Origin of the sequence: Telmatobacter bradus, from assembly GCF_048629425.1 — a bacterium.
Lineage (GTDB): Bacteria > Acidobacteriota > Terriglobia > Terriglobales > Acidobacteriaceae > Telmatobacter > Telmatobacter bradus.
The window spans coordinates 1,284,658-1,307,439 of the sequence record NZ_CP184532.1 but is presented as its reverse complement, the minus strand read 5'-3'; the positions used below and the strand labels follow the sequence as shown (position 1 = coordinate 1,307,439).

Genomic DNA, 22,782 nt, shown 5'->3' with positions numbered 1-22,782 from the left:
CACTCACTCATCCCCAAAAGCAGCCGCAGATCCTTCGACTCCCTCCGGCTGCGCCTGCGGTCGCTCAGGATGACAGCCACGAAAGATGTGGATGCACCACGGGGTGGACAGCATTTGCTGCCCACCCCGAAGTCTTTCCGCCCGAAGCACACACTTGCCACATCGCAAGGTCCGCCCGCAGGGCGAGTTAGCCGCACCGCAGGTGCTTGCCTGAACGGCTAGTTCTTCTTGTCTTCGACGTCTACGTACTCGGCGTCGATGACATCGCCTTCCTTCTTGGCTTCTTCAGCAGGAGCCGCTTCGGGAGCCGCACCAGCGGCCGCTTCAGGAGCGCCCGCTGCCGGAGCCGCTGCGTTGGCCTTGTAGAGAACCTCAGCGAGCTTGTGGCTGGCTGCGGTCAGCTTCTCGTAGCTGTCCTTCAGTTCCTGCGCGGAGGGCGTGCCTTCCAAAACCTTCTTCGACTCGGCCAAAGCCGCTTCTACTTCGGTCTTGTCGGCAGCCTGCACCTTTTCGCCCGAGTCCTTCAGCATCTTTTCGATGTTGTAGACCAGACCGTCGAGGTGGTTGCGGGCTTCGATCTCGTCGCGCTTTTCCTTGTCCTCGTTGGCATGGGACTCGGCTTCCTTGGCCATCTTCTCCACTTCTTCCTTGCTCAAACCCGAGCTGGAAGTGATGGTGATGCGGGTATCCTTGCCGGTGGCGTTGTCCTTGGCCAGCACGTTCAGAATGCCATTGGCGTCGATGTCAAAGGTGACCTCGATCTGCGGCACGCCGCGCGGAGCAGGCATGATGCCAGCCAGCTTGAACTTGCCGAGGGTGCGGTTCTGCCCGGCCATGGGGCGCTCGCCCTGCAGCACATGCACTTCAACCTCGGTCTGGTTGTCGGCCGCCGTCGAGAAGGTTTCGCTCTTCTTGGTGGGGATGGTCGTGTTGCGCGGGATCATCGGCGTAGCCACGCCGCCCAGCGTCTCGATCGAGAGGGTCAGAGGCGTTACGTCGAGCAGCAGAAGGTCCTTGACCTCGCCGGCCAGAACGCCTGCCTGCACGGCAGCGCCGATGGCAACCACTTCGTCCGGGTTTACGCCGCGATGCGGCTCCTTGCCGAACATCTCCTTGACGATCTGCTGCATGCGCGGCATACGGGTCTGGCCGCCCACCAGCACCACTTCGTCAATCTCGCTCGGCTTGACGCCGGCGTCTTCGATGGCCTTCTTGCAGGGCTCAAGCGAACGCTGCAGCAGGTCTTCAACCATCTGCTCGAACTTGGCGCGGGTCAGCTTGCGCACCAGGTGCTTCGGTCCAGTGGCATCGGCCGTAATAAAGGGCAGGTTGATCTCGGTTTCCATGGTGGTGGAAAGCTCGATCTTGGCCTTTTCCGCGGCGTCCTTCAGACGCTGCAGAGCCATTTCGTTGCCCTTGGCGGTCAGGTCCAGACCTTCTTCGGCCTTGAACTCGCTGATCAACCAATCGACGATGCGCTGGTCAAGGTTGTCGCCACCCAGGTGGGTATCACCATTGGTCGACTTCACTTCGATAACGCCTTCGCCCACTTCCAGAATCGAAACGTCGAAGGTACCGCCGCCAAAGTCATACACGGCGATGGTCTCGTCCTTCTTCTTGTCCAGACCGTAGGCCAAAGCAGCCGCAGTCGGCTCGTTCACAATGCGCTTGACGTCCAGGCCGGCGATCTTGCCCGCGTCCTTGGTGGCCTGACGCTGAGCATCGTTGAAGTAGGCCGGAACCGTGATGACGGCTTCGGTGACCGTCTCGCCCAGATAGGCTTCGGCGGCGTTCTTCAGCTTCTGCAGAATCATGGCCGAAACTTCAGGCGGAGTGTATTCCTTACCCTGAGCGACAATGCCCACATGATCGCCCTGCTGGGAGACCTTGTAGGGAACCATCTTCATCTCGTCATTGACTTCATTGAAACGACGGCCCATGAAGCGCTTGATGGAGAAAATGGTGTTTTCAGGGTTGGTGATGGCCTGGCGCTTGGCTACCTGGCCCACCAGACGCTCGCCCGACTTGGAGAAGCCGACGATGGAGGGGGTAGTGCGCGCACCCTCTTCATTCGGAATAACTTTGGGCTCGCCGCCCTCCATTACTGCCACGCACGAGTTGGTGGTTCCCAGATCAATACCGATAATTTTTGCCATAACCGTACTCCGCCTTCTTAGGAAAAATCCTGTCAGTTTTAAGATGCAGCATTGAGTGACTTACTGTCAAGTATTTTTGATCGTACTTCTATAAACATAGGCAAATATTTTCTGCCCGCCGCGAATACGGACGCCTATTTTTCTTTCCCCACAAGGGGCTCCGTCACTGGCCAGAGTTCGCGTAATCCGTTACTCTCGTAGGTATTTCAGATGACGACTGCCGCTCAACGCGCCCGTTACCCGCTGACTCAGGGAGTGAATCCCTGGCTGGTGACCTGTTCTGTCATGCTGCCCACCTTCATGGAGGTGCTGGACACGGCCATCGCCTCGGTGGCTTTGCCTTACATTGCCGGGTCGCTTTCGGCTTCAAATGATGAAGCAACGTGGGTTCTGACCAGCTATCTGGTGGCCAACGCCGTCATTTTGCCGGCCTCTAACTGGTTTGCCCGCCGCTTTGGCCGCAAACGCTTTCTGCTCAGTTGCATCATCCTGTTCACCATTGCCAGCTTCTTTTGCGGCGCAGCGCCCTCGCTAGGCGTGATTCTGTTTGCCCGCATCATGCAGGGCGCGGGTGGTGGCGCATTGCAGCCGCTTTCGCAGTCGATTCTGTTGGAGAGCTTCCCCATCGAAAAACGCTCCATGTCCATGGCCGCCTATGGTCTGGGCATTGTGCTGGCGCCGGTGCTGGGGCCCACGCTGGGCGGCTGGCTCACCGACACCTTCAGTTGGCGCTACGCCTTTTACATCAACATTCCCGTGGGTTTGCTGGCCATCTTCATGGTCACCCGCTTTGTCCACGATCCGCCCTACATCAAGAACGCCAAGGTCGGGCCCTTCGACAACATCGGCTTTGGTCTGCTCATGCTCTGGACCGGAGCCCTGCAAATTGTGCTCGACAAAGGCCAGGAAGACGACTGGTTTGGCGCGGTCTGGGTACGCTGGGCCACGGCCCTGCTGGTGATTTCGCTGGTCGGCTGGATCTGGCACTCATGGACCAAAAAAGACGGTCTGGTGGACCTGCACGTGCTCAAGGACCGCAACTTCCGCACCGGCTGCGCCCTGATGGCGCTGCTGGGCATGTGCATCTACATCACCATCTCCATTCTTCCGCTCTACTATCAGGAGATCATGGGCTACACGGCCTTCACGGCCGGCATGGTGGTGGGTCCGCGTGGCATTGGCTCCTTCATCGGCTCACCGATCATCGGCATACTGGGCTCACGGATCGACGGCCGCAAGCTGCTGACGGCGGGCTTCTGCGGTTTTGGCATTTGCGCGCTGATCTTTGGCACGGTCGATCTGGAGATTGGCCCCTACACGCTGCTGATCCCAATTATGTTGACCGGCCTGGCGCTGAGCTTTGTCTTTGTACCGATGGCCACCATGGCCATGGCCACGATTCCCCGCCAGGAGATGGGCAACGCCACGGGGCTCTCGAACATGCTGCGCAACATCGGCGGCTCGATTGGCATTTCGATGGCCACCACCGCCGTCATTCGCCGCTCGGCGCTGCACCAGAACGATCTGGGCGCGCACATGGACCCGTCGAACCCCGTGCTGCAACAAAAGGTCAGGATGATGTCGCTCTTCTTGAACCACCATATTGCGTCCGCATCGAGCACCGGCGGCGCATTTGGCCAGATTTACGGCTCGATGGTGCAGCAATCGGCACTGCTGGCCTATGTGGACGTCTTCCGCTGGACGGCGCTGCTGGCGTTTTTCTGCGCAGGCTGTAGCTGGTTCTTCAAAAAGCCACCCAAGAACGCCAAAATGCCCGAGGGCGTGCACTAAGAGTGAAACAGCTTCCAGCTTTCAGCTTTCAGCTCTCGACTTATAGCGATTCGTTTGTGAAGAAGCCTATAGCGAAACCAGAGTTGATGTATCCCGAAACCACAGCGCTCAAGTTGACGCGACCATCAGAGAGCGGCAACCCTGCACAAAGTTCAACAGGGCACAGTTACTCTGGTTTCGCTTTAAACGTGAACCTGTTTTGAGCAGAGGGAGCGGGGGGCATTCATGCCCCGAAGCAGTCAAGCCAAAGAACGTGCCTTCAGGCGCGGGTATTTTTCCGACGCACACAGGCGATAAAAAAATAATTCATGCAAAGTTGACCTGAATTCTCCCCCAGGGCTGAAGCCCTCACATGTGTGAATGGACTTTTGCGAGGGTTGAAACCCTTGCCTCCCTCCGTAATGAGTTTTTCCGCAGCCTGAACAAACCCATTCAAAAGGCAAGGCCGGGGAGCGAACCCCGGCCTTGCCTTTCAAAAAACGAGCTGCCCGCGCCTACTTTGCGGTCTTCACTGCCCGTTTTGCCGGAGCACGGCGAGGCGTAGCGGGCTGGGTGGCTGGCTTGGCTGCTGCTGGCACCGGAATCGCATCCAGACTGGTCTTGCCTTCAGCCAGCTTCATCAGAAAATCCTGCGCGCTGAAAGTGGCCGCGCCCTTGAGCAGGCGGCTGGCACGCACGTAGCTGCCATCAGCCTGCTGCAGGCGAGCCTTGGTGGTGTCGGCCAGGTAGGCAGGCAGAATCTCGTTGTGCAGGCGGCTGAGAGCCACCGGATCCCGCACCGGAAAGACCACCTCACAGCGCTCGAAGAGGTTGCGCGGCATCCAGTCAGCCGACCCCAGGTAGATTTCGTCGTTGCCGCCGTTGGCAAAGTGGAAGATGCGCGAGTGCTCCAGAAAGCGGCCCACGATGGAGCGCACGCGAATGCGCTCGCTCAGCCCCTTCACGCCGGGCTTCAGAATGGAGAGCCCACGGATGATCAGGTCCACCTCAACCCCGGCCTGCGAGGCAGCGTAGAGCGCCTCAATCACCGAGGGCTCCAGCAGCGCATTCATCTTGGCCACAATGTGCGCCGGGCGGCCCGCCTTGGCGTGATCCGTCTCGCGGCGGATCAGCCCCAGAAAACTCTCCGCCATGGTCAGCGGAGCCACCAGCAGAGGACTGTAGTCGTTGATTTCGGCGTGCGCCGTCAGGTAGTTGAAGACCATATGCACGCGCTCGGTAATCTGCGGATTGGTGGTCAGCAGGCTCACGTCGGTATAAAAGCGGGCCGTCACCGGGTTGTAGTTGCCCGTGCCCAGATGGCAGTAGCGGCGGGTGACGCCGTCTTCGTCGCGGCGCACCATCATAGCCAGCTTGCAGTGGGTCTTCAGGCCCACCACGCCGTGAAAAACCTGCACCCCTGCGTCTTCCATCGAGCGCGCCCAGCGGATGTTCGAAGCCTCGTCAAAGCGGGCCATCAACTCGACCACCAGTGTGGCCTCTTTGCTGGCGGCGGCGTCGATCAGCGACTTGAAGACGGGCGAATCGTTGCTGGTGCGGTAAAGCGTCTGCTTCATCGTCAGCACGGCTGGATCATGCGCCCCCTGCTCAATGAACTCCACCACCGGATCATAGGAGTCGTAGGGATGATGCAGCAGAATGTCGCGCTGACGCAGCTCGTCGAAGATCCCCTCCGACTTGCGGCTGAGCACCAGCGGCTTGGGCGTGAAAGACGGGAACTTGAGGTCGGGACGCTTCACATCGTCACATAAGAAGAAGAGCCGCGAAAGGTTCACCGGGCCATCGCTCTCAAAAACCTGCTCGGGATCCAGCTCGAAGTTCACCCTGAGCCGCTCGACGATCTCGGAGTCGGCTCCGGTTTCAATCTCCAGCCGCACCGCATCGCCCTTGCGGCGGTTGTGCAGCTCCACGCGGATGGTCTCCAGCAGCGAACGCGCCTCTTCCTCCTCAAAGTAGAGGTTGGAGTTGCGCGTGACGCGGAAGCTGGCGCGGGAAAGCACCTCATAGCCACGGTACATGCCGCCGAGGTGCTGCGCGATCAGATCCTGCAGCAACAGATAGTCGTAGGAGCCTTCGGCCGCGGGCAGGCGCACAAAGCGCGGCAGGGCGCGCGGCACCGTGACCACACCCAACACCTGCGGCCCGGAGCTGCGCCGCTTGGCGCGCAACAGCAACGCCAGACACAGAGCCTTGTTCAGCACGCGCGGAAAAGGGTGCGCCGGATCAATCGCAATGGGCGTCAGCAGCGGATCGACTTCGCGCTGGAAGTAATCGCGGGCAAAGGCCTTGGCCTCTTCGCTGAGCTCTTTCCAGTCCAGCAGGCGGATGCCCTGCTTTTCCAGTTCGGGCAGCAGATGGCGATTCCAGCAGGCATACTGGCCCTTCACAAAGGTGTGGATTTCCTGGGTCAGCGTCTCCAGCGACTGGTCGGGACGCAGGCCGTCGTAGCCCGGTTCGCGATAGCCATCTTCAATGCGCTGCAGCAGGCCGGCCTGCCGAATCTCAACGTACTCATCCAGATTCGAGGCTGTAATGGCCAGAAACTTCACCCGCTCTAGGAGCGGATTGGTGCCGTCTTCAGCCTCTTCCAGCACGCGCCGGTTGAACTGCATCCAGGAGTGATCGCGGCCGTTAAAGAGCTGAGTCTTATTCGTATTTCTTGACATAGGGTCGGGTGCGCCGTGTACAGAAGTCTACAGCGTTTTGCCCTGAAACGGCGCAAAGAACCGCTCAAGACGTAGCAAAGTGTTCAATGGTTTAGAGATACAGGAACTTCGTTCCACCACGATGAACACCGTGCAAATATGTGTACCCCACGGTCCTTTTTTCAGATTCCCATGCCAAATGACTTCCCCCCAGGCAATCCTGCACCTGCTCTACCGCTCGAAGCCGCAAAAAGGTATACTTTCCCTTGGGCCTTTGGGCTTAAACGGAAGGAAACAGGCGTGTTTGAATCGGAGTTTGAGCGTAATCTCTTCGAGTTGCGCAAGTCGAAGCTGGCAGAGATCGAAAAGCTGGGGCAGGCTGCCTACCCGAATCAGTTCCCCTTCACCCGGACGCTGGGCGCAATCCGCGCCGAGTTTGGTGAAACGACGACCGAGGAACTGGAAGCCAAACGTGTAACCGTGGCTGTCGCGGGCCGCATCATGGCCATCCGCGCCCAGGGCAAAGCGGGCTTCTGCACCCTGCAGCAGGAGGGCCAGCGCCTGCAGCTCTACGTCCGCAAGGACGCGGTGGGCGACGACGGCTTCGCGCTCTACAAACTGCTCGATCTGGGCGACCACATCGGCGTCACCGGCTACCTCTTCCGCACCCGCACCGGTGAGCTGACCATCCACGTGGAACGGCTGACCTTCCTGGCCAAGGCCATGCTGGCCATGCCGGAGAAGTTCCACGGCCTGGCCGATCTGGAAGCCCGCTACCGCCAGCGCTACGTGGACCTGTTCAGCAATCTCGATGCCCGCGAAGTTTTTGTGAAGCGCAGCAAGATCCTGCGCGCCCTGCGCAAGTTCTTTGACGAGCGCGGCTACCTGGAAGTGGAAACGCCCATGATGCAGCCCATTGCGGGCGGTGCGGCGGCCAAGCCCTTCAAGACGCATCACAACGCGCTGGATATGCCGCTCTTTTTGCGCATTGCGCCCGAGCTTTACCTGAAGCGTCTGGTGGTTGGCGGTCTTGATCGTGTGTACGAGATCAACCGCAACTTCCGCAACGAGGGCTTCAGCACCCGCCACAATCCCGAGTTCACCATGCTCGAGTTCTATCAGGCCTATGCGAATTATCAGGACCTGATGATGCTCACCGAAGAGCTGATTGAGTTTGTGGCGCGGGAAGTCAACGGCACCACGGTCGTCGAGTTCAACGGCAACACCATTGACCTGGCCAAGTGGACACGCCTGACCATGCGTGAGGCCATCCGCGAGTACTGGCCGGCGGAAGCCGGCAGCAAGCCCGCGCTCACCGCCTTTGAGGCGACTCCGGTGCTGCAGGCCCGCCTGCATGCGGCCATGAGCACGCTGGAAAAGTCGATCTGCGAGACGGCCCACCACACGCCTGAGCGCATCAGCGAACTGAAGACCATGCTGGCCGCCATCAGCGCCATCTACTACGACTCGATCAAGGAAGGCGGCAATCATGTGCCGCTCGGCAAGAGCGTCTATCACCTCTTTGAGGCGGTGGTTGAGCCGTTCCTGATCCAGCCGACCATCATCTACGACTACCCGACCGTGGTTTCGCCGCTTTCAAAGGCCAAGCCCGACGATCCGGAGCACGTAGAGCGCTTCGAGTTCTTCGTAGGCGGCTTTGAGCTGGGCAACGCCTTCAGTGAGCTGAACGACCCCGAAGAACAGCACAAGCGCTTTGAGGATCAGCTGAAAGAACGCGCTGCGGGCGACGACGAAGCCCACGAGATGGACGAGGACTACGTGCGCGCCCTCAGCTACGGCCTGCCCCCGACCGGCGGCGAAGGGATGGGCATTGATCGCCTGACCATGCTGCTGACCGGCTCCAAGTCCATCCGCGACGTAATTCTGTTCCCGATGATGAGAAAAGAGCAGGGAGCAGAAAACAGAGAACAGGGGTCAGAAACACCTGAAGCCCCAGCAGAAGACAAAGCATAAAAAGAAAGGGATCAGGGATTAGGACTTCGCAACCGCAAGAAGTTCTGGTCCCTGATCCCTGCCCCTTCGGAGCCACATTGAACATCCTCTTCATCGGCGACGTCTTTGGCAGTGCTGGCCGCCGCATCGTCCGCGAGCATCTGGAATACCTGTGCGAGGCGCACCAGGTTGAACTGCTCATCATCAACGCTGAGAACGCCGCCGGCGGCTTTGGGCTTACGCCGCAAATTGCCGAAGAGTTCTTTGACCTGGGCGCAGACGTGCTGACCACCGGCAACCATGTGTGGGACAAGCGCGATCTGGCCGACTACATGAAGTCGGTTCCGGCAGAAAGTCACGAACGGCCCCGCCGCGTGCTGCGTCCTCTGAACCTGCAGCCTAACCTGCCCGGCTACGGAGTTTATGAAGGCGAAACCCGCTCGGGAATTCCCTTTGCCGTGGCGCAGGCTATGGGACGCGTCTTCATGAATGGCACCAACGATCCCTTCCACCCACTGGACGCTGCACTGGCCGAAGTCAAGGCCAAGGTTGTCGTGGTGGACTTCCACGCCGAAGCCACCAGCGAGAAGGTGGCCATGGGCTGGCACCTGGACGGCCGCGTAACCGCTGTTCTGGGCACGCATACCCACATTCCCACCGCCGATGAGCGCATTCTGCCGGAAGGCACTGCCTACCAGACCGACGTGGGCATGAGCGGCCCCTACGACAGCGTAATTGGCGTGGAAAAGGATCTGGTGCTGCACCGCTTTCTGACCGGCCTGCCGGGCAAGTTCGAAGCCGCCAAGGGCAATCCGAAGATGTGCGCGACTCTGGTCAGCTGCGATCCGGCCACCGGCCACGCTTACCACATTCAGCGCATCATGTTGGGCGAATAGTTTCCCTCTTCCTCTCAGAACTGTAGAACTGCGGTAAAGCATTTTCGGAATACACGTAGACTTTTTAAGGGACTTGCAACCTGCTTTCGGTCTACAGCAATTCCGAAAATACTTTACCGCCCGACCTGACTTGTCTTCAGGCCGGGCATTCCCTTTAATGTGCAAAGCAAAAATCACAGGAACCAATAGATAAAGAGTAAAAATACTGCGGCTGCAGCACTGCAAGACAGGCTAGCCACCACCATTCCGTCCGCCGGAACGCTTCTAGCAAACAAAAAGGGGGCAGCCTTTTCAGGCTGCCCCCTTCAGTCCCAGGAGAGGGATTCTCCGAGTGGTTTGGGGGTCGCGACTTTTGCGCGAATCCCACCATGTTGTCGTTACTTGGCCGTGTGATGAGCGGCAGCCGGCTTGTGCGCGGCGGGAGCGGCCTTCTTCTTCTCTTCCTGGATGAAGCCAGCGTTCACGACGATCTGTGCGGTGGCTACACGGGTGGCAGTGGCTGCAACCGGGGTGAACGAGTCAATGGTGCCATCCAGCTCAGCAGCGGGCTGCGTCTTGAACTCGCTGCCCACGGCAGGAACGTCCTTGTCGGCCAGCGAAGCCTTCAGGTTGACGATGAAGTCAGCCGTCTTGTTGTCCTTGGCATCCTGGGTCACGGCAACCTTGATCACAGAAGCCGAGGCTTCGATCACGATGCCCGGGATAGCCGTGGTCTGGCCCTTCATCAGGTTCCAGATGGCATCCACATCGGCCTGCACACCGTTGGCCAGAATGTACTCACGGTCTTCAAGGCCGAGCTTGGCAGGATCGCCGCTGGTCAGAGCGTCGTGGGCGATTTCCGCCGGCGTCGGAGCAGCCTTCACGACCAGATCATCGGGCTTGAAGAGGCTCTTGGCTGCAGCAGCCTTGATGTCGTCCAGACCACCATCCATTTTGCCGTGGTAGCGCTTGTACCAATACTCCATCTTGGGCTCAATCTGAGCCTTGTAGGCCGGCGGAGCAAAGTTCCAGGCGCGGGCATAGAACCAGACGGCCAGAACCATGTCGCGGGCGTCAGGCTTGGCGTAGGCTTCGGCCAGCATCAGCGTATCCGACAGGGCCGGACCCGAGGTGGTCTTTTCCACCGGATACAGGGCCAGCTCGGCGCGATACTCGCCAATCGCAGCCTTCACGTCCTTCTTGCCGACGATGTCGGCCACGGCCAGAGCCGAATGGAAGGTGGTGAAGAGCGTAACCGACTGATTCTTCCAGTCAGCATCGGCCACATCGGCCGGCTTGTTGACTGCCAGACCCTTCTGGGCCAGAGCGGCCAGCTCACTACAGGCCGAGGCATCGCTTGTCTTGGCGCACTGAGCTTTTTCCAGAACCACGGCCCAGTAGAGAGCCTTCAGGTTGGCCGGATCGACTTCCAGCAGACGCTTGGCAGCGCTCAGCTCATGCACCTGATCGCCGGACTGCGTGTAAGCGTCAAGCAGATCGCCGAGAACCATCGTCTTGACTACGCTCTGCGGATAGGCGGTCAGAAAGCCTTCGATAGCCGAGGCCTTGGCCTTGGGATCGGACTGGCTCGAGGCCATCTGATAGGCGTTGAACTCGGCCGGATCCTTGATGGTGACCTTGTCTTGGGCCTTGAGCTGCGCAGCGGTGGCAAGCGACATACCTGCCAGAACCATGGCCGATGCAAAGACTAGCTTCTTCATTCAGTGCTCCTGGGAATTGCAATGATCAGAAAAACTCTCTCATCCGACAGGGGAAACTGCAACCAAATTCGTTCCGGCACGGTGGTGCAAAGGCAGAAATCAGGTCCGCGGCTTCCAAGACGGTGTTGGATGGATTATAGAAAGCCGGGCCGTCTGTGACAAGCGCAATGCAGGTGAAAAAACAACCGCCCCCCTGCATGGTGTGCTTTAGCCCAGATGGATTTCGAATCCGAAATGCCTACAATCCGCTCATTGAGGTTGGACGTACCTCCGCAATTTTCGTTTGAAGGAAAAAGACGATCCATCCGCCTCCTCCCTCAAAAAATCTCAGCCCGCGATTTCAGGTGCGAAATTGCGGGCTGATTCATGGCGGCACAAAAGTTTATTGCAGCAGCCGCACAAGTTCCGCCTGCTCGGCCAGAAAAGCGTCGTGGCCATGGTCGCTGACCATCTCGCGATAGTCGGCATCGGCCCCGGCCGAACGCACCTGGTGGGCAAAATCGCGCACCGAGTCGGCCGGGAAAAGCCAGTCCGTGCTAATGCCCACAAAGCTGATCTGCGCCTTGATCCGCCCGTAAGCCTGCTGCGGAGAATCGTAGCCACGCAACGGATCCCATGTGTCCATGGTGCGCAGAATCGCCAGGTAGGAGTTGGCGTCGAAGCGTTCGATAAAGCGCTTGCCCTGATAGTCCAGGTAGCCGGCAATATCGAACTTGCCACCCGCCAGACTGCAGAAGCCTCCATCGGCCGCATAGGGGTCTTCGCCGCTGCGGTTGGGCTTGCGCCCGAAGCGTTCGTCGAACAATTTTGTGGATTTGTAGCTGATCATGCCGACCTGTCGGGCCAGCGCCAGTCCCTTGCGCGGCGGCAAAGTAGGCAGGTAATGCCCGCCCAGCCACTCCGGATCGTTCAGGATGGCCTGCCGTTGCAGATGGTTCAGCGCAATGCCCATGGCCGTCAGCGGCGCCACGCCCACCACCAGGCCGCGTCCTACGCGGTCAGGGTTGACGATCGTCCACTCGATGGCCTGCATGCCGCCAATCGAGCCGCCCACCACCATCCTGAGCCTGCGAATGCCTAGCGAGTCCATCAGAAGCGACTGCGCGCGCACGTTATCGCGAATCGAGATGAGCGGAAAGTCGGGCCCGTAGGCCTGTCCCGTTTCCGGGTTGGTCGAGCCGGGGCCGGTCGAGCCGTAGCAGGAGCCCAGCAGGTTGATGCAGATGACAAAGTCGTGTTCGAGCGAGAGAACCGCGCCGGGGGCGAAGATCTCTGGCCACCAGGAGCCCACCAGAGCCGATCCGGTCAGCGCGTGACAAACCAGCACCGCGTTGTCTCGCGCCGCGTTCAACCGTCCGTAAACGGCGTAATGCAGCGTGGGTTGGGAAAGGCTGAGGCCACACTCAAGCGGAAAGCGACCATTGATTACGAAATCGCCCTCGTAGGTAGGTTCAATTGTCTTGGATCCGGGCGGCGGAGAACCGCCGCTCCGGTTGAATGAGTCGGTCATTGTTTCCTATTGTGCCGCATTCCCCCTACTTTGTGCCGGGAAATGCCTGCCCGTTGGCCGCTTCGATGGCCAAATTGAGATCGGCAAGGATGTCGCGCACGTCCTCAATACCCACCGAAAGACGCACCAGTTCAGGCGTTACGCCAGCTGCGGCCTGCTCCTCCACCGAAAGCTGCTGATGGGTGGTGGAAGCCGGATGAATGGCCAGCGACTTGGCATCGCCGATGTTGGCCAGCAAGCTGAAGAGCTTGAAGGCATTCAGCGCCTTTTTGCCCGCCTCATAGCCGCCCTTGATGCCAAAGGTCACCAGACCGCTCTGTCCTTCGGGCAGATACTTTTTGGCCCGCGCATGGTACTTGCTCGACTCCAGGCCGGGATAATTCACCCATTCCACGCCGGGATGCTGCTGCAGATGTTTGGCCACGGCCAGAGCATTCTGACTGTGCCGCTCCATGCGCAGGTGCAACGTCTCAATACCCTGCAGCAGCAGAAAGGCGCTGTGCGGCGAAAGCGTCGCACCCGTGTCGCGCATCCCCTGCACACGCGCCTTCAGGATGAAGGCCAGCGGTCCGAATGCCTGACTGTAGACCAAACCGTGGTACGAGGGATCCGGCTCGGTAAACTCCGGGAAGCGACCAGAAGCCGCCCAGTCGAACTTGCCCGAATCTACAATTACGCCGCCCAGCGTGGTGCCGTGGCCGCCCAGAAACTTGGTGGCGGAGTTCACCACAATGTCCGCTCCCCACTCGATGGGCCTCACCAGCGCCGGTGAAGCCGCCGTGTTGTCCACGATCAGCGGCAGCTTGTGCTGGTGCGCGATCTTGGCCAGCGTCTCGATGTCGCTCACGTCCAGCTTGGGATTACCAAGCGTCTCGGTGTAGATGGCCTTGGTTTTGTCGTTGATCAGGGAACGAATGCCGTCGAAATCATCGGCATCGGCAAAGCGCACCGTAATACCCAGCCGCTTGAGCGTGTGGCTGAAGAGCGTAAAGGTGCCGCCGTAAAGCGAGGTGGTGGAAATCACCTCATCGCCAGCCGCCGCCAGCGTGAGAATGGCCAGGGTTTCCGCCGCCATGCCCGAAGCCGTGGCCAGCGCTGCCACACCGCCTTCAAGGGCCGCCACACGCTTTTCAAAGACGTCGTTGGTCGGATTCATCAGGCGCGTGTAGATGTTGCCGGACTCCTGCAGGCCGAAGAGCCGGGCGGCATGATCGGCGTCCTGAAACAGGTACGACGAGGTCTGGTAGATGGGCACGGCCCGCGCTCCGGTGGTTGGGTCCGGCACCTGACCGGCGTGTACGGCAAGAGTGGCAAGCTTCTGCTTCGTTTCAGACATCGTTCTCTCCTTCAATCTCTGTTCCGGTTAATTTTTTCGCTTCCCTGCACCGGCAAACAGCTCCCGCAAATTCGGCGGGCCACTGCGGAAAACAAAGAACGGCCCGGATCCTCTGCGGGACCCGGGCCGTTTTGACTTCAATCTTGGTTGCGCCTTGGCGCTAGAGCCGATTGTCAGCCTCACGGACGGGTCCCATGGCACAGCACGCACACATGCACATGGCCATTGCTCCCGCTCCGTAATGATTTGCAATCCGCATGGTAGGAAGTATGGGCGGCAACAGGACCGCCTGTCAACTGGAAGTACAGCTTACAGCCCTCAGCTTTCAGCCCATCGTGCCAGTGAGAGGACTTGGGCTAAACCAAAGATTGTCGTCCCCGCAAGAAAAAGCTGAAAGCTGAGAGCTGACAGCTGTTTTACCCCTTCAGGGTGACCGTAATCTGGCGGGCATCGCCGCCGGTGTTCACAATGACGATCTCGCCGGTAGACTTCTTCTGAATGCTCTTGAACTTCTCGCCCCACTCGATCAGCACCAGAGCATCGGAGGTGAGCAGATCGTCCAATCCGAGGGTTTCTAGCTGCCGCTCACCTTCCAGCCGGTACACATCCAGATGGAAAAGCTTGATGGGCTTATCCTGCCGTGTGCCATCGTACTCATGCAGCAGGGTGAAGGTGGGACTGGTCACCTCGTCGGCCTCGGCAGCATCGAGCGCCTCGGCAATGCCCTTGACCAGAGTGGTTTTGCCTGCGCCAAGGTCGCCGCGCAGAATGAGCAGATGCGGCGGCGCAAGCAGCTCAACCAGCTTGCGGCCTACCTCAATGGTGTCGGCTCCGCTTGCCGTGGTGAACTGAAAAACGCGGCCCGCAGTAGGCGCGATGATCTGACTCATGTTTGTTCCCCCTCAAAAAAACTGCTCTGGCCCTGCCTTGCTTACTCTCGGTCACGCCTTCCGGTAGAGGCTGTGTTCTGCCTCACAATGCGGCAGGCCCTGCAGGAAAACATAGCTGGTCTGACCATAAGACGCAACCGTGTGCAGTGGATCGATCCCTGCCGCTCGTCCCACATCATGGAGTGCGTCGGTCGCCAGCAATGCCCGCTCGCCCACGCGCTCAACGGCCAGGTCGGCGGAAAGTCCATGCAAATAGACGGCAGCCTCCACGGCCTGCTCCACATTGTGCGGAAATTGCGCCAGCAAACCGACGATCAGCCCACATAAAACATCGCCGCTGCCGCCCTTGGCCATGCCGGGATTGCCGCTGGTATTCACGGCCACGCGGCCATCGGGATGCGCCACCACGGTGCGTGCTCCCTTCAGAACCAGTGTCACACCCATCTGCCGGGCAAAGCTGCGAGCAACCTCCAATCGGTTGGCCTGCACCTCAGCCACGGTCGTGTTCACCAGCCGCGCCATCTCGCCCGGATGCGGCGTGAGCACCAGTGTGCGCTCCCTCGCCAATTCCTGCAAGAACTCAGGCCGCCCGGCCAACAAATTCAGTCCGTCGGCGTCAATCACGGCGGAAATTCTTGAAACCTGCAGCAGACCGGAGAAAAAGCGGGCTGTCTCGTCGGCCTGCCCCAGTCCAGGCCCCACGGCCAGCACGGTCTTGCCCTTGAGCAGCGGCTCCAGCCTTTCCGGGGCAAGATTCTCTGCGTTGATCCCACCCTGCGTCGAGCACTCCAGCGGCCAGACCATCAGTTCCGGGGCAATTTGGCCTACCAGGCTCATCGCCGCAGAGGGCACAGCCGCCGTCACCAAGCCTGCCCCGGCGCGCAATGCGGCCAGCGCCGCCATTGCCGGAGCGCCCGCCTTGCCGCCCAGTGTGCCAAAGCTGCCGCCCACCACCAGCACATGGCCGAAGCTGCCCTTGTTGGCCGCTATCGGACGCGGAGCCCGCACCAGCGCCGCTGCCGAGCCGGTCCAGTGCAGGTCGAGCTGCGAAACCACGGCAGCCTCGGGCGAACCGATGGACGCAACCACCACGGCATCGCGCCAGGAGCGCGTCAACTGCCCGAAGAGGTGCGCTGGCTTGGGCGCGGTAAAGGTCACCACCGCATCGGCAGGATAGACCGCCTGCTCCGCCGACGCTGCGGTCGCGTCGGCCACCCAACCCGAGGGCAAATCGACCGCCAGAATTTTCTTTTGGTTTTGGAGGAGCTTCAGGGCGCACAAAGCCAGCCCTCGTAGCGGCGGACGGAAACCGGTTCCCAACACCGCATCCACGATCAGATCGGCTTCAAAACACGGTGCGAGCTTCTGCAGATCCTCTTCCGTCGCGGCAATTTTGACCGTATCCGGCTTTGCCGCAACCAGCAACTCTTGCCACGCCACCCCGGCATCCGCAGCAAAATTTTCCGCGCTGCCCAGCAGGATGGTCGTCACTTCCCGCCCGGCCTCGGCCAGCAGTCGCGCCGCCATCATGCCGTCGCCACCGTTATTGCCCCGACCGCAGAGCACCGTAATGCGCTGCGCCTGCGGAAACTGCTCCTGCACCGCCCCGGCCACGGCCCGCGCCGCCGCCCGCATCAGTTCCAGCGTAGGAACGCCAAAGCGCTCGGCGGTTGCCCGGTCGCAGGCCTGCATCTCGGCAGCAGAAAAAACCTTCATCGCAATCCCCTGAGCAGAACTCTGCCCGCAATCCGTAATTATGGTACAGCCGAAAAAGGGACACTGCAGAGCGCCCCCTCGGTGAATTAGTCGAAGACAACCGTCTTGTTGCCGTAGCAGAGAATGCGGCGGTCCAAATGCCAGCGGACCGCGCGAGAAAGCACGATGCGCTCCAGATCGCGGCCACGCTCCACCAGATCCTCCACCTGATCACGGTGGGAGATGCGGGCCACGTCCTGCTCGATGATCGGGCCATCGTCCAGCACCTCGGTGACATAGTGGCTGGTGGCGCCAATCAGCTTGACGCCGCGCTCATAGGCCGCGTGGTAGGGCTTGGCGCCAGTAAAGGCTGGCAAAAACGAGTGGTGCACATTGATGATGCTGCGCGGATGGCTCTCCACGAACTTGGGCGAGAGGATCTGCATGTAACGCGCCAGCACGATCAGGTCAATCTTGTGGCGGGCGACGATCTCCCGCTGACGAGCCTCGGCCCCAGCCTTGCTGGCGGCGGTCACGGGCACGTACTCGAAGGGGACGTTGTAAAAAGCAGCCAGATTCTCGACCGAACGATGATTGGAAACAATCACCGGAATCTCGCAACGCAGCTCGCCCGTACGCCAACGGTGCAGCAGATCGGCCATGCAGTGCAAATACTGCGAGCAGAAAAGCGCCACACGCTGGGGATGCTGACTGGTGGAGAGCTTCCAACGCATCTGCAGGCTGACAGCCAGCGGAGCAAACTTTTCAGTAAACGTGGCCAGATCAAACGCCGTGCCACTGCCCTCGCCCGAAGAGTTGCTTCCCACCGAGTCCAGAGCCCACTCGACGCGCATGAAGAAGAGGCCAGCTGCATGGTCCTGATGCTGGTCAGCGTGAAGAATGTTTGCTCCCATTTCGTAGAGCAGATTGGAAACCCGCGCCACCAGACCACGCTGGTCGGGGCAATCGATCAACAACACCGCAGAGTTGTTCATGTTTTTACTAGATTAATGTCTCGGCAGGGATCAGGGAATAGCTTCCGGGGCCTTGTGACGTATTTTGCCAGACAGCCCCCCCCCCTGTGGAAGGGGCAAGCTGCACAAAAATGACAGATTCGCGTTACAATCAAAATTGCCCGTCGGGGCGTAGCGCAGCCTGGTAGCGCATCTGCTTTGGGAGCAGAGGGCCGGGGGTTCGAATCCCTCCGCCCCGACCATTAGAATCAATAACTTATCTATCGATCGGTTAGTTCACAACCCCACAAAACCCCACACCAGCGTATTCCAGCAATTTTGTGTGGGCATTGAGCTTGCTGTCCATCATCGCTTTTCCATACACATTCATGGTTGTGGCCACATCCGCGTGCCGCATCATTCTCTGCTGCACGCCGACCGCAGTTCCAACGGCATCGAGCCAACTGCGAAACGTGTGCCGGAAGGTATGCCAACCCAGCCGCGGAACCCCGACCATCTTCGCCAGCGGTCGAAGATGACGGCGAAGAAGTGCGCCGGCATGGTAGGGACGCCCGGTGACAACGCTGGGAAACACCCAACCCTCCCCTGAGGGCGGCGCGTCCTTTTGCCAGCGATTCAGCAAGACGGCGAAGTTATCCGAGAGAGGAATCACATCCCTTGACGCCTCACTTTTCACATCTCCAACCACCCCGTCTACGGCAGAGCGCTGAATCGACAGAGTCTTTGCAACCGGGTCATAGTCCTCCCACTTTAGCCCCAGCACTTCGCAGATTCGCAGTCCAAGATAGCAAGCCAACTCGGCCATCAGCAGATAGGGGTCTTTGAGGTTCTCTCGAACGATCTGCATCTGATCCGGCGTGAGTACTACCTTCTCAACCACTCGTTTCCTGCCTTTTACATGCACAAGGCTCATGGGATTCCTCTGGACCTCAATCCAACTCCGCTTCATGGCTAATTCGAACAACCTGTACATCATGCTCTTGATGTGACGTTTGGTCTCAGGAGAATGCGGTAACTCCCGAAGCCAGATTTCAACACCATACGGCTGAACGTCCGAAAGCACTTTCTCTCCCCAATTGGGGCGAATGTGCCGTTCCATCAACAACCGGTAGTTTTGCTGGCTCTTCGGTCGTTCCGGCATCTCCTCGCGAAGATAGACATCGATCACAGCCCCCAAGGTCGGTTCTCCGAGCGCTTGCGGTGTATTATCCTCGTTTAGCTTCAGAAGCAGGGCCTCAACCTTCCTTCTCACTGCAGCCTCAGTGGGATACTTTCTTGTGCTGAGGGTTATCTGGCGCTGCTGACGCGCGCCATTCTCATACGTACTGAATCGAAATTCCCAAACATCCGGCCCCTTGGCACGCGGAACCCGACGCAGAGAACCATACTGATAATGATCTCTCGTGAACTTCATGAATCCTCCGTTCACGGGAGCGATTGGCTGTCTGGAGAATACCTCACTGTGAATGGCCAGTCCATGCGATAGTGGCATCGTCAGGAGGTTTCGCAAATGCTGCATTTCTAGCAGATGTTTCGACAGCTTCTCTGCTCTGTGAGACGTACAATCTGTGTCAATTTGGGTATTTTCGGGAGATCCACGCATCGATCACAGAAGCGCGAAATCGCCACCGGCCACCAATCTGAATACCCGGTATCACACTGCAGCGAGCATATCTCTGAAGTGTCTTGGGATGAATGCCGACAATGGCTGCTGCTTTCACTGAATCAATCAGTGGCTCCGCCAATAGCTTTCCAGGTCTGAATTCTGCGTCGTCGACCTCGACCTCGATGTGCCTATTGAGAAGTGTGGAGATTGAGGAACTTCGTGTATGTGTCATCCAGTCTCTCCAGACGCTGAGTTTGCATCCTCCAACGATGCCGCAAGAGGCAGAGGTTCGACGCTGATAACCAGCGCGAGGCGCGGCGGGCAGTTTCGGATCGTACTCGCGGAGGGGCTTCGCATTGAGGTCGAAGCAGGCTTCGACGCAGCGGAGTTGCGACGGTTGATTGCGGCACTTGACAACGTTTCGCCGCGCGGCAGCTTGCCGCAATCGGCGTAAGCGCGATGCTCGGTCTGGGCGCGGCGACGCGCGTGTATGTCGCTACCGGAGCCACCGACATGCGGCTCTCGTTTGATGGTCTTTACAGTCTTGTGATTGGCCGCATTCAGCAATCTCCGCAGAGCGGCCATCTCTTCCTGTTCGCTAACAAACGGCGGGACCGCATGAAGATCTACTACTACGATGGATCAAGCGCGTGGGTTTGTGCGCGGCGTATGGAGCAGGGCGCCTGCACTGGCCAGTTTCCGATGATGGACATGTGCAACTGACGCAGGCGCAGTTTGCGCTGTTGGTCGGCGGCATCGATCTGAGTAGAACCACGCCGCGCAAATGGCTGCGCCAGCCATTGATCGACACCGTAGAAATATCTCAAAAGTCCGCATGAATACAGGCGATTCACGGACATATCCACAGCGCATTTTGAGAAAATGTAAGCAGGGTGAATCCCTTACTGAAAACCTCTCCGCTGGTTGATACCGCCTCCGATATTCTGCAACTGCGGCAACAGTTGGCGCGCAAGGATCAGGCCCTGTTTGCCGCCGAAGCGATCATTCAGGAACTCCGCGAAGCGCTGCGGCTGGAGCGCATCAAGAGATTTGGCAAGCAGAGCGAGAAGTTGAGCGACTTGCAGTTGGAGTTGCTCTCGGGTGAGCCCGCTCTCTCCAGCGAAGAAATCGCGGGAGAAGTTGAGCGTGGTCCTCTGCCGGATGCACCAGCAAACGATGAAGAGAGCAAATCTTCTGCAACAAAACAGCAGAACGCGCGCAGGAATCATCCTGGACGCAATGATCTACCATCCCATCTGAAGCGGGTGGAGAAGATCATCGCCTGCGCACCCGAACAATGTACCTGTGGTCGGTGCGGCAAAGAGACCAAGGTCATCGGCTACGAACGGACCGAGCTGTTGTCCATGAAGCCGGTTGAGTATTTTGTGACCGTGCTGATGCGCGAGAAGCGCGCTTGCGCTACATGCAAAGAAGAAGGCGTGGCCACGGCTACAGTTCCTGCGCGCATTGCGCCGAAGTCGATCTTCGCCGATGAGACCATCATCGAATTCATCATCCGTAAATACGCAGACAGCCTCCCATTGTTTCGTCAACAGGCCATTCTGCGGCGCGACGCCGGCATCGACGTGGCGCTGAGCACCATCAACGACGCGGTGCTGCGTACAGGCGAGTTGCTCATCCCCATCGTTGGCGCGATGAAGCGCGACCTGCTGACCGGCGGATACATCCAGGCCGATGAAACCTACTGCGGTGTGCAGACGCCGGATAAAAAAGGCGAAAATCACCGCGCCTGGTTCTGGCAGTACTCGGCACCAGCAAAAGGCGTGATCTTTGACTTCGAAATGACGCGCGCACGCGAAGTGCCGCGAGAGTTTTTCAAGGATTATGGCGGCATCCTTCACACCGACGGCTATGCCGCATATGAAAAGGATGTCGGCACAAAAGATGTGATGCGTGCTTGCTGCTGGGCGCACGCGCGCAGACGCTTTATCGACGCCCTCAAAGTGCAGACCAAAAGCCATGCCGCGGACCGCGGACTGGAACGCACCGTCGTGCTCATGGACGAGTTGTTTGCCATTGATCGTGAGGCGCGCGAACAAAACCTCTCACTGGACGACCGCCATGCGCTGCGGCAAGAACGCGCGCCGGCCCTGCTGGCGGAGTTGCATGCTCTGCTTCTGAAGATGAAGGCATCACGCGCGTACCTGAAGAAATCTATTGCTGGGCAAGCCATCGACTATACGTTGAAGCGTTGGGAGAAACTGACCTGCTTCCTCGCGCATCCGGTTATTGAACTCTCGACGAACTGGGCGGAGAATTCGATGAGGCCAATAGCACTCGGAAGGCGTAACTGGCTGCAGATCGGCAGCAAGGAAGCAGGGCTAAAAATCGCCGCAATCTTCTCGATCATCGAAAGCTGCCGCAAACTGGGTGTCCCCATCCGTCAGTACATGGCCGACGTGCTACCTGGTCTGGCAGACCGCTCCATACAGTCCCTGCCTGCTCTGACTCCTGCCGCTTACGAGGCCAATCTGGCAAAGTAAGCCTACCCCAGCGCTCCCAGACCGGTCTACCATGGGCTTCGCCGGAGTGATACGAATACACTGCCAAAGAAAACAAAATGCACCCGATCAGCAAATAAATATTTGGTGGTTTAAGAAGCGAATACAAGTCAAGCATGATGATCTTCCTTTCCCCCATAGTGAACGTTTCTCATTTCGCACGAAAGCCCCAGCTATTAGGGGATAAGCTCTGACCCATCCATCATGGCGGGATTTGGTATGGAGTGACCATTCCCATCGTCTATCGTTCTTGCCTGTGACGCATCTGGAGTGAAAACAGGAATAATCACGTGATTCGCCACGAAACCGCTGCCATCTTCGGCAGCTCCATAAATGGCTAGCGGTACCCCTGTTTCAGGAACCAGAAACGGTAACCCATTCATTACTGCGCTTTTCGGACTTGGATCATTTGCGAAATTAATGATCGAGCCAACTGGTCCCAGAACTTTTCCTGCTTTCCCGGCAGCAGGAGCGATTAGCCCCGCAGCGTTCGTAGCAGCTGTAACGTACCCATTTGGCTCTGCAGGTAGGATTCTCGTCGTCACCGACTCGCGCATCATGTAGTTCCAAGAATGTCCACTAAAAATGTTACCCAGATGTTGCCCTAGGCGATGCCAAAAGCCGCCGCCGCTTGAAGAGGCGTTCTGCTGTTGGGCCTTCAACGAAAAGCTCTAACGGGAATGATCGGTTATCGTGGCATCAGACTTGGGGGTACGGTTAGTGATTCGCCGCGCCATTTTCAAGCAATAGACTGCGAGCAACAGCGGGACTAACAGCAAGGGCAGAGTCGTTCGAGGAAGTTCTCCTTGAGAGATCGTCAGTAGCCCATAGAGCGTACCAGCAAAGAACATCCCTGAACAGATGTAGAGCGAAGACCTGCCGGAGCGGGCGCCATCTCCGGCGCGAGCCGTAGGTGTCCCAGCAGTTTTCTGGTTGCGACGCAGCATCACTACATTGAAAATCAAAACAGTCGGAAGGTACGTCGCTGCCGCAATCTTTAGATGCGCGGGCAAGAAGGCTACCATGAAAAGTAAAAGCAGAGCAACATCCCAAGCGACTATTTTGAACATTGTAGATCGTATTTCCTTTCGTCGTTCCATGCGTTCGC

At 58.9% G+C, this 22,782-nt stretch carries 19 protein-coding genes and 1 tRNA gene; 8 read left to right on the top strand and 12 right to left on the bottom strand.

What is annotated here, in order from left to right; translation table 11 throughout:
* Positions 1-218: 218 nt before the first annotated feature.
* Positions 219-2,156: a molecular chaperone DnaK gene (gene dnaK / locus ACOBR2_RS05505; protein ID WP_420239045.1), complete on the bottom strand. Its 1,938-nt coding sequence runs from the start codon at positions 2,154-2,156 to the stop codon at positions 219-221.
* 210 nt (positions 2,157-2,366) lie between these two features.
* Between dnaK and ACOBR2_RS05500 the strand changes: the two genes are divergently transcribed.
* Positions 2,367-3,947 carry a DHA2 family efflux MFS transporter permease subunit gene (locus ACOBR2_RS05500; protein ID WP_420239044.1) on the top strand — a complete coding sequence of 527 codons (1,581 nt, stop codon included), beginning with the start codon at positions 2,367-2,369 and terminating at the stop codon, positions 3,945-3,947.
* Between the two features lie 494 nt (positions 3,948-4,441).
* On the opposite strand, the gene ppk1 is transcribed toward ACOBR2_RS05500, so the two are convergent.
* Positions 4,442-6,613: a polyphosphate kinase 1 gene (gene ppk1 / locus ACOBR2_RS05495; protein WP_420239043.1), complete on the bottom strand. Its 2,172-nt coding sequence runs from the start codon at positions 6,611-6,613 to the stop codon at positions 4,442-4,444.
* A gap of 279 nt (positions 6,614-6,892) precedes the next feature.
* Here ppk1 and ACOBR2_RS05490 point away from each other — a divergent pair, with 279 nt between their 5' ends.
* Positions 6,893-8,566, top strand: coding sequence for a lysine--tRNA ligase (locus ACOBR2_RS05490; RefSeq protein WP_420239042.1), 1,674 nt, complete (start codon positions 6,893-6,895; stop codon positions 8,564-8,566).
* Positions 8,567-8,643: 77 nt separating this feature from the next.
* The gene (locus tag ACOBR2_RS05485) at positions 8,644-9,441 is read left to right on the top strand and encodes a TIGR00282 family metallophosphoesterase (protein WP_420239041.1); all 798 of its coding nucleotides are present in this window, start codon (positions 8,644-8,646) and stop codon (positions 9,439-9,441) included.
* A gap of 377 nt (positions 9,442-9,818) precedes the next feature.
* Here ACOBR2_RS05485 and ACOBR2_RS05480 read toward each other — a convergent pair whose 3' ends face one another.
* From ACOBR2_RS05480 to purU, 6 genes are all read right to left on the bottom strand, one after another.
* On the bottom strand, positions 9,819-11,141 hold the full coding sequence (locus tag ACOBR2_RS05480) for a hypothetical protein (protein ID WP_420239040.1): 1,323 nt from the start codon (positions 11,139-11,141) through the stop codon (positions 9,819-9,821).
* 382 nt (positions 11,142-11,523) lie between these two features.
* Positions 11,524-12,651, bottom strand: a complete 1,128-nt coding sequence (gene metX, locus ACOBR2_RS05475) for a homoserine O-acetyltransferase MetX (RefSeq protein ID WP_420239039.1) — start codon at positions 12,649-12,651, stop codon at positions 11,524-11,526.
* A gap of 25 nt (positions 12,652-12,676) precedes the next feature.
* Positions 12,677-13,987: an O-acetylhomoserine aminocarboxypropyltransferase/cysteine synthase family protein gene (locus ACOBR2_RS05470; protein ID WP_420239038.1), complete on the bottom strand. Its 1,311-nt coding sequence runs from the start codon at positions 13,985-13,987 to the stop codon at positions 12,677-12,679.
* Between the two features lie 416 nt (positions 13,988-14,403).
* Positions 14,404-14,877, bottom strand: a complete 474-nt coding sequence (gene tsaE, locus ACOBR2_RS05465; protein ID WP_420239037.1) for a tRNA (adenosine(37)-N6)-threonylcarbamoyltransferase complex ATPase subunit type 1 TsaE — start codon at positions 14,875-14,877, stop codon at positions 14,404-14,406.
* A gap of 51 nt (positions 14,878-14,928) precedes the next feature.
* Entirely contained in the window at positions 14,929-16,593 is a 1,665-nt protein-coding gene (locus ACOBR2_RS05460) for an NAD(P)H-hydrate dehydratase (protein WP_420239036.1), read from the bottom strand.
* A gap of 86 nt (positions 16,594-16,679) precedes the next feature.
* Positions 16,680-17,567, bottom strand: a complete 888-nt coding sequence (purU, locus tag ACOBR2_RS05455) for a formyltetrahydrofolate deformylase (protein ID WP_420239035.1) — start codon at positions 17,565-17,567, stop codon at positions 16,680-16,682.
* Between the two features lie 144 nt (positions 17,568-17,711).
* Here purU and ACOBR2_RS05450 point away from each other — a divergent pair.
* Positions 17,712-17,788 (top strand) — tRNA-Pro (locus tag ACOBR2_RS05450).
* A gap of 29 nt (positions 17,789-17,817) precedes the next feature.
* Here the strand turns inward: ACOBR2_RS05450 and ACOBR2_RS05445 are convergent.
* Both ACOBR2_RS05445 and ACOBR2_RS05440 read right to left on the bottom strand, forming a co-directional pair.
* Positions 17,818-18,975, bottom strand: a complete 1,158-nt coding sequence (locus tag ACOBR2_RS05445) for a tyrosine-type recombinase/integrase (RefSeq protein ID WP_420239034.1) — start codon at positions 18,973-18,975, stop codon at positions 17,818-17,820.
* 142 nt (positions 18,976-19,117) lie between these two features.
* Positions 19,118-19,384 (bottom strand): helix-turn-helix domain-containing protein, encoded by a 267-nt coding sequence (locus tag ACOBR2_RS05440; RefSeq protein WP_420239033.1) that lies wholly within the window; start codon positions 19,382-19,384, stop codon positions 19,118-19,120.
* On the opposite strand from ACOBR2_RS05440, the gene ACOBR2_RS05435 reads away from it, so the two are divergent.
* The 4 genes from ACOBR2_RS05435 to tnpC are packed head-to-tail and all read left to right on the top strand — an operon-like array spanning position 19,376 to position 21,656.
* Positions 19,376-19,606 (top strand): hypothetical protein, encoded by a 231-nt coding sequence (locus tag ACOBR2_RS05435; protein WP_420239032.1) that lies wholly within the window; start codon positions 19,376-19,378, stop codon positions 19,604-19,606. The two genes, ACOBR2_RS05440 and ACOBR2_RS05435, sit on opposite strands and share 9 nt — an antisense overlap.
* Before the next feature lie 5 nt (positions 19,607-19,611).
* Positions 19,612-19,875 (top strand): IS66 family insertion sequence element accessory protein TnpB, encoded by a 264-nt coding sequence (gene tnpB, locus ACOBR2_RS05430; protein ID WP_420239031.1) that lies wholly within the window; start codon positions 19,612-19,614, stop codon positions 19,873-19,875.
* A complete protein-coding gene (locus tag ACOBR2_RS05425) occupies positions 19,866-19,991 on the top strand; it encodes a hypothetical protein (protein ID WP_420239030.1) in 126 nt (41 codons plus the stop codon). The genes tnpB and ACOBR2_RS05425 overlap by 10 nt, the downstream gene beginning before the upstream one ends.
* 54 nt (positions 19,992-20,045) lie before the next feature.
* Positions 20,046-21,656, top strand: a complete 1,611-nt coding sequence (tnpC, locus tag ACOBR2_RS05420; protein WP_420239029.1) for an IS66 family transposase — start codon at positions 20,046-20,048, stop codon at positions 21,654-21,656.
* A 194-nt stretch (positions 21,657-21,850) separates the two neighbouring features.
* Here tnpC and ACOBR2_RS05415 read toward each other — a convergent pair whose 3' ends face one another.
* Entirely contained in the window at positions 21,851-22,336 is a 486-nt protein-coding gene (locus ACOBR2_RS05415) for a hypothetical protein (RefSeq protein WP_420239028.1), read from the bottom strand.
* Positions 22,337-22,345: 9 nt separating this feature from the next.
* Positions 22,346-22,774, bottom strand: a complete 429-nt coding sequence (locus tag ACOBR2_RS05410) for a hypothetical protein (RefSeq protein WP_420239027.1) — start codon at positions 22,772-22,774, stop codon at positions 22,346-22,348.
* Positions 22,775-22,782 lie beyond the last annotated feature (8 nt).

What these genes read in the sequence shown, in the direction of transcription:
- dnaK (WP_420239045.1), bottom strand. Translation starts at nt 2,156, where the DNA reads ATGGCAAAAATTATCGGTATTGATCTGGGAACCACCAACTCGTGCGTG.
- ACOBR2_RS05500 (WP_420239044.1), top strand. Translation starts at nt 2,367, where the DNA reads ATGACGACTGCCGCTCAACGCGCCCGTTACCCGCTGACTCAGGGAGTG.
- ppk1 (WP_420239043.1), bottom strand. Translation starts at nt 6,613, where the DNA reads ATGTCAAGAAATACGAATAAGACTCAGCTCTTTAACGGCCGCGATCAC.
- ACOBR2_RS05480 (WP_420239040.1), bottom strand. Translation starts at nt 11,141, where the DNA reads ATGAAGAAGCTAGTCTTTGCATCGGCCATGGTTCTGGCAGGTATGTCG.
- metX (WP_420239039.1), bottom strand. Translation starts at nt 12,651, where the DNA reads ATGACCGACTCATTCAACCGGAGCGGCGGTTCTCCGCCGCCCGGATCC.
- ACOBR2_RS05470 (WP_420239038.1), bottom strand. Translation starts at nt 13,987, where the DNA reads ATGTCTGAAACGAAGCAGAAGCTTGCCACTCTTGCCGTACACGCCGGT.
- tsaE (WP_420239037.1), bottom strand. Translation starts at nt 14,877, where the DNA reads ATGAGTCAGATCATCGCGCCTACTGCGGGCCGCGTTTTTCAGTTCACC.
- ACOBR2_RS05460 (WP_420239036.1), bottom strand. Translation starts at nt 16,593, where the DNA reads ATGAAGGTTTTTTCTGCTGCCGAGATGCAGGCCTGCGACCGGGCAACC.
- purU (WP_420239035.1), bottom strand. Translation starts at nt 17,567, where the DNA reads ATGAACAACTCTGCGGTGTTGTTGATCGATTGCCCCGACCAGCGTGGT.
- ACOBR2_RS05435 (WP_420239032.1), top strand. Translation starts at nt 19,376, where the DNA reads ATGTGTCATCCAGTCTCTCCAGACGCTGAGTTTGCATCCTCCAACGAT.
- ACOBR2_RS05440 (WP_420239033.1), bottom strand. Translation starts at nt 19,384, where the DNA reads ATGACACATACACGAAGTTCCTCAATCTCCACACTTCTCAATAGGCAC.
- tnpB (WP_420239031.1), top strand. Translation starts at nt 19,612, where the DNA reads ATGCTCGGTCTGGGCGCGGCGACGCGCGTGTATGTCGCTACCGGAGCC.
- ACOBR2_RS05410 (WP_420239027.1), bottom strand. Translation starts at nt 22,774, where the DNA reads ATGGAACGACGAAAGGAAATACGATCTACAATGTTCAAAATAGTCGCT.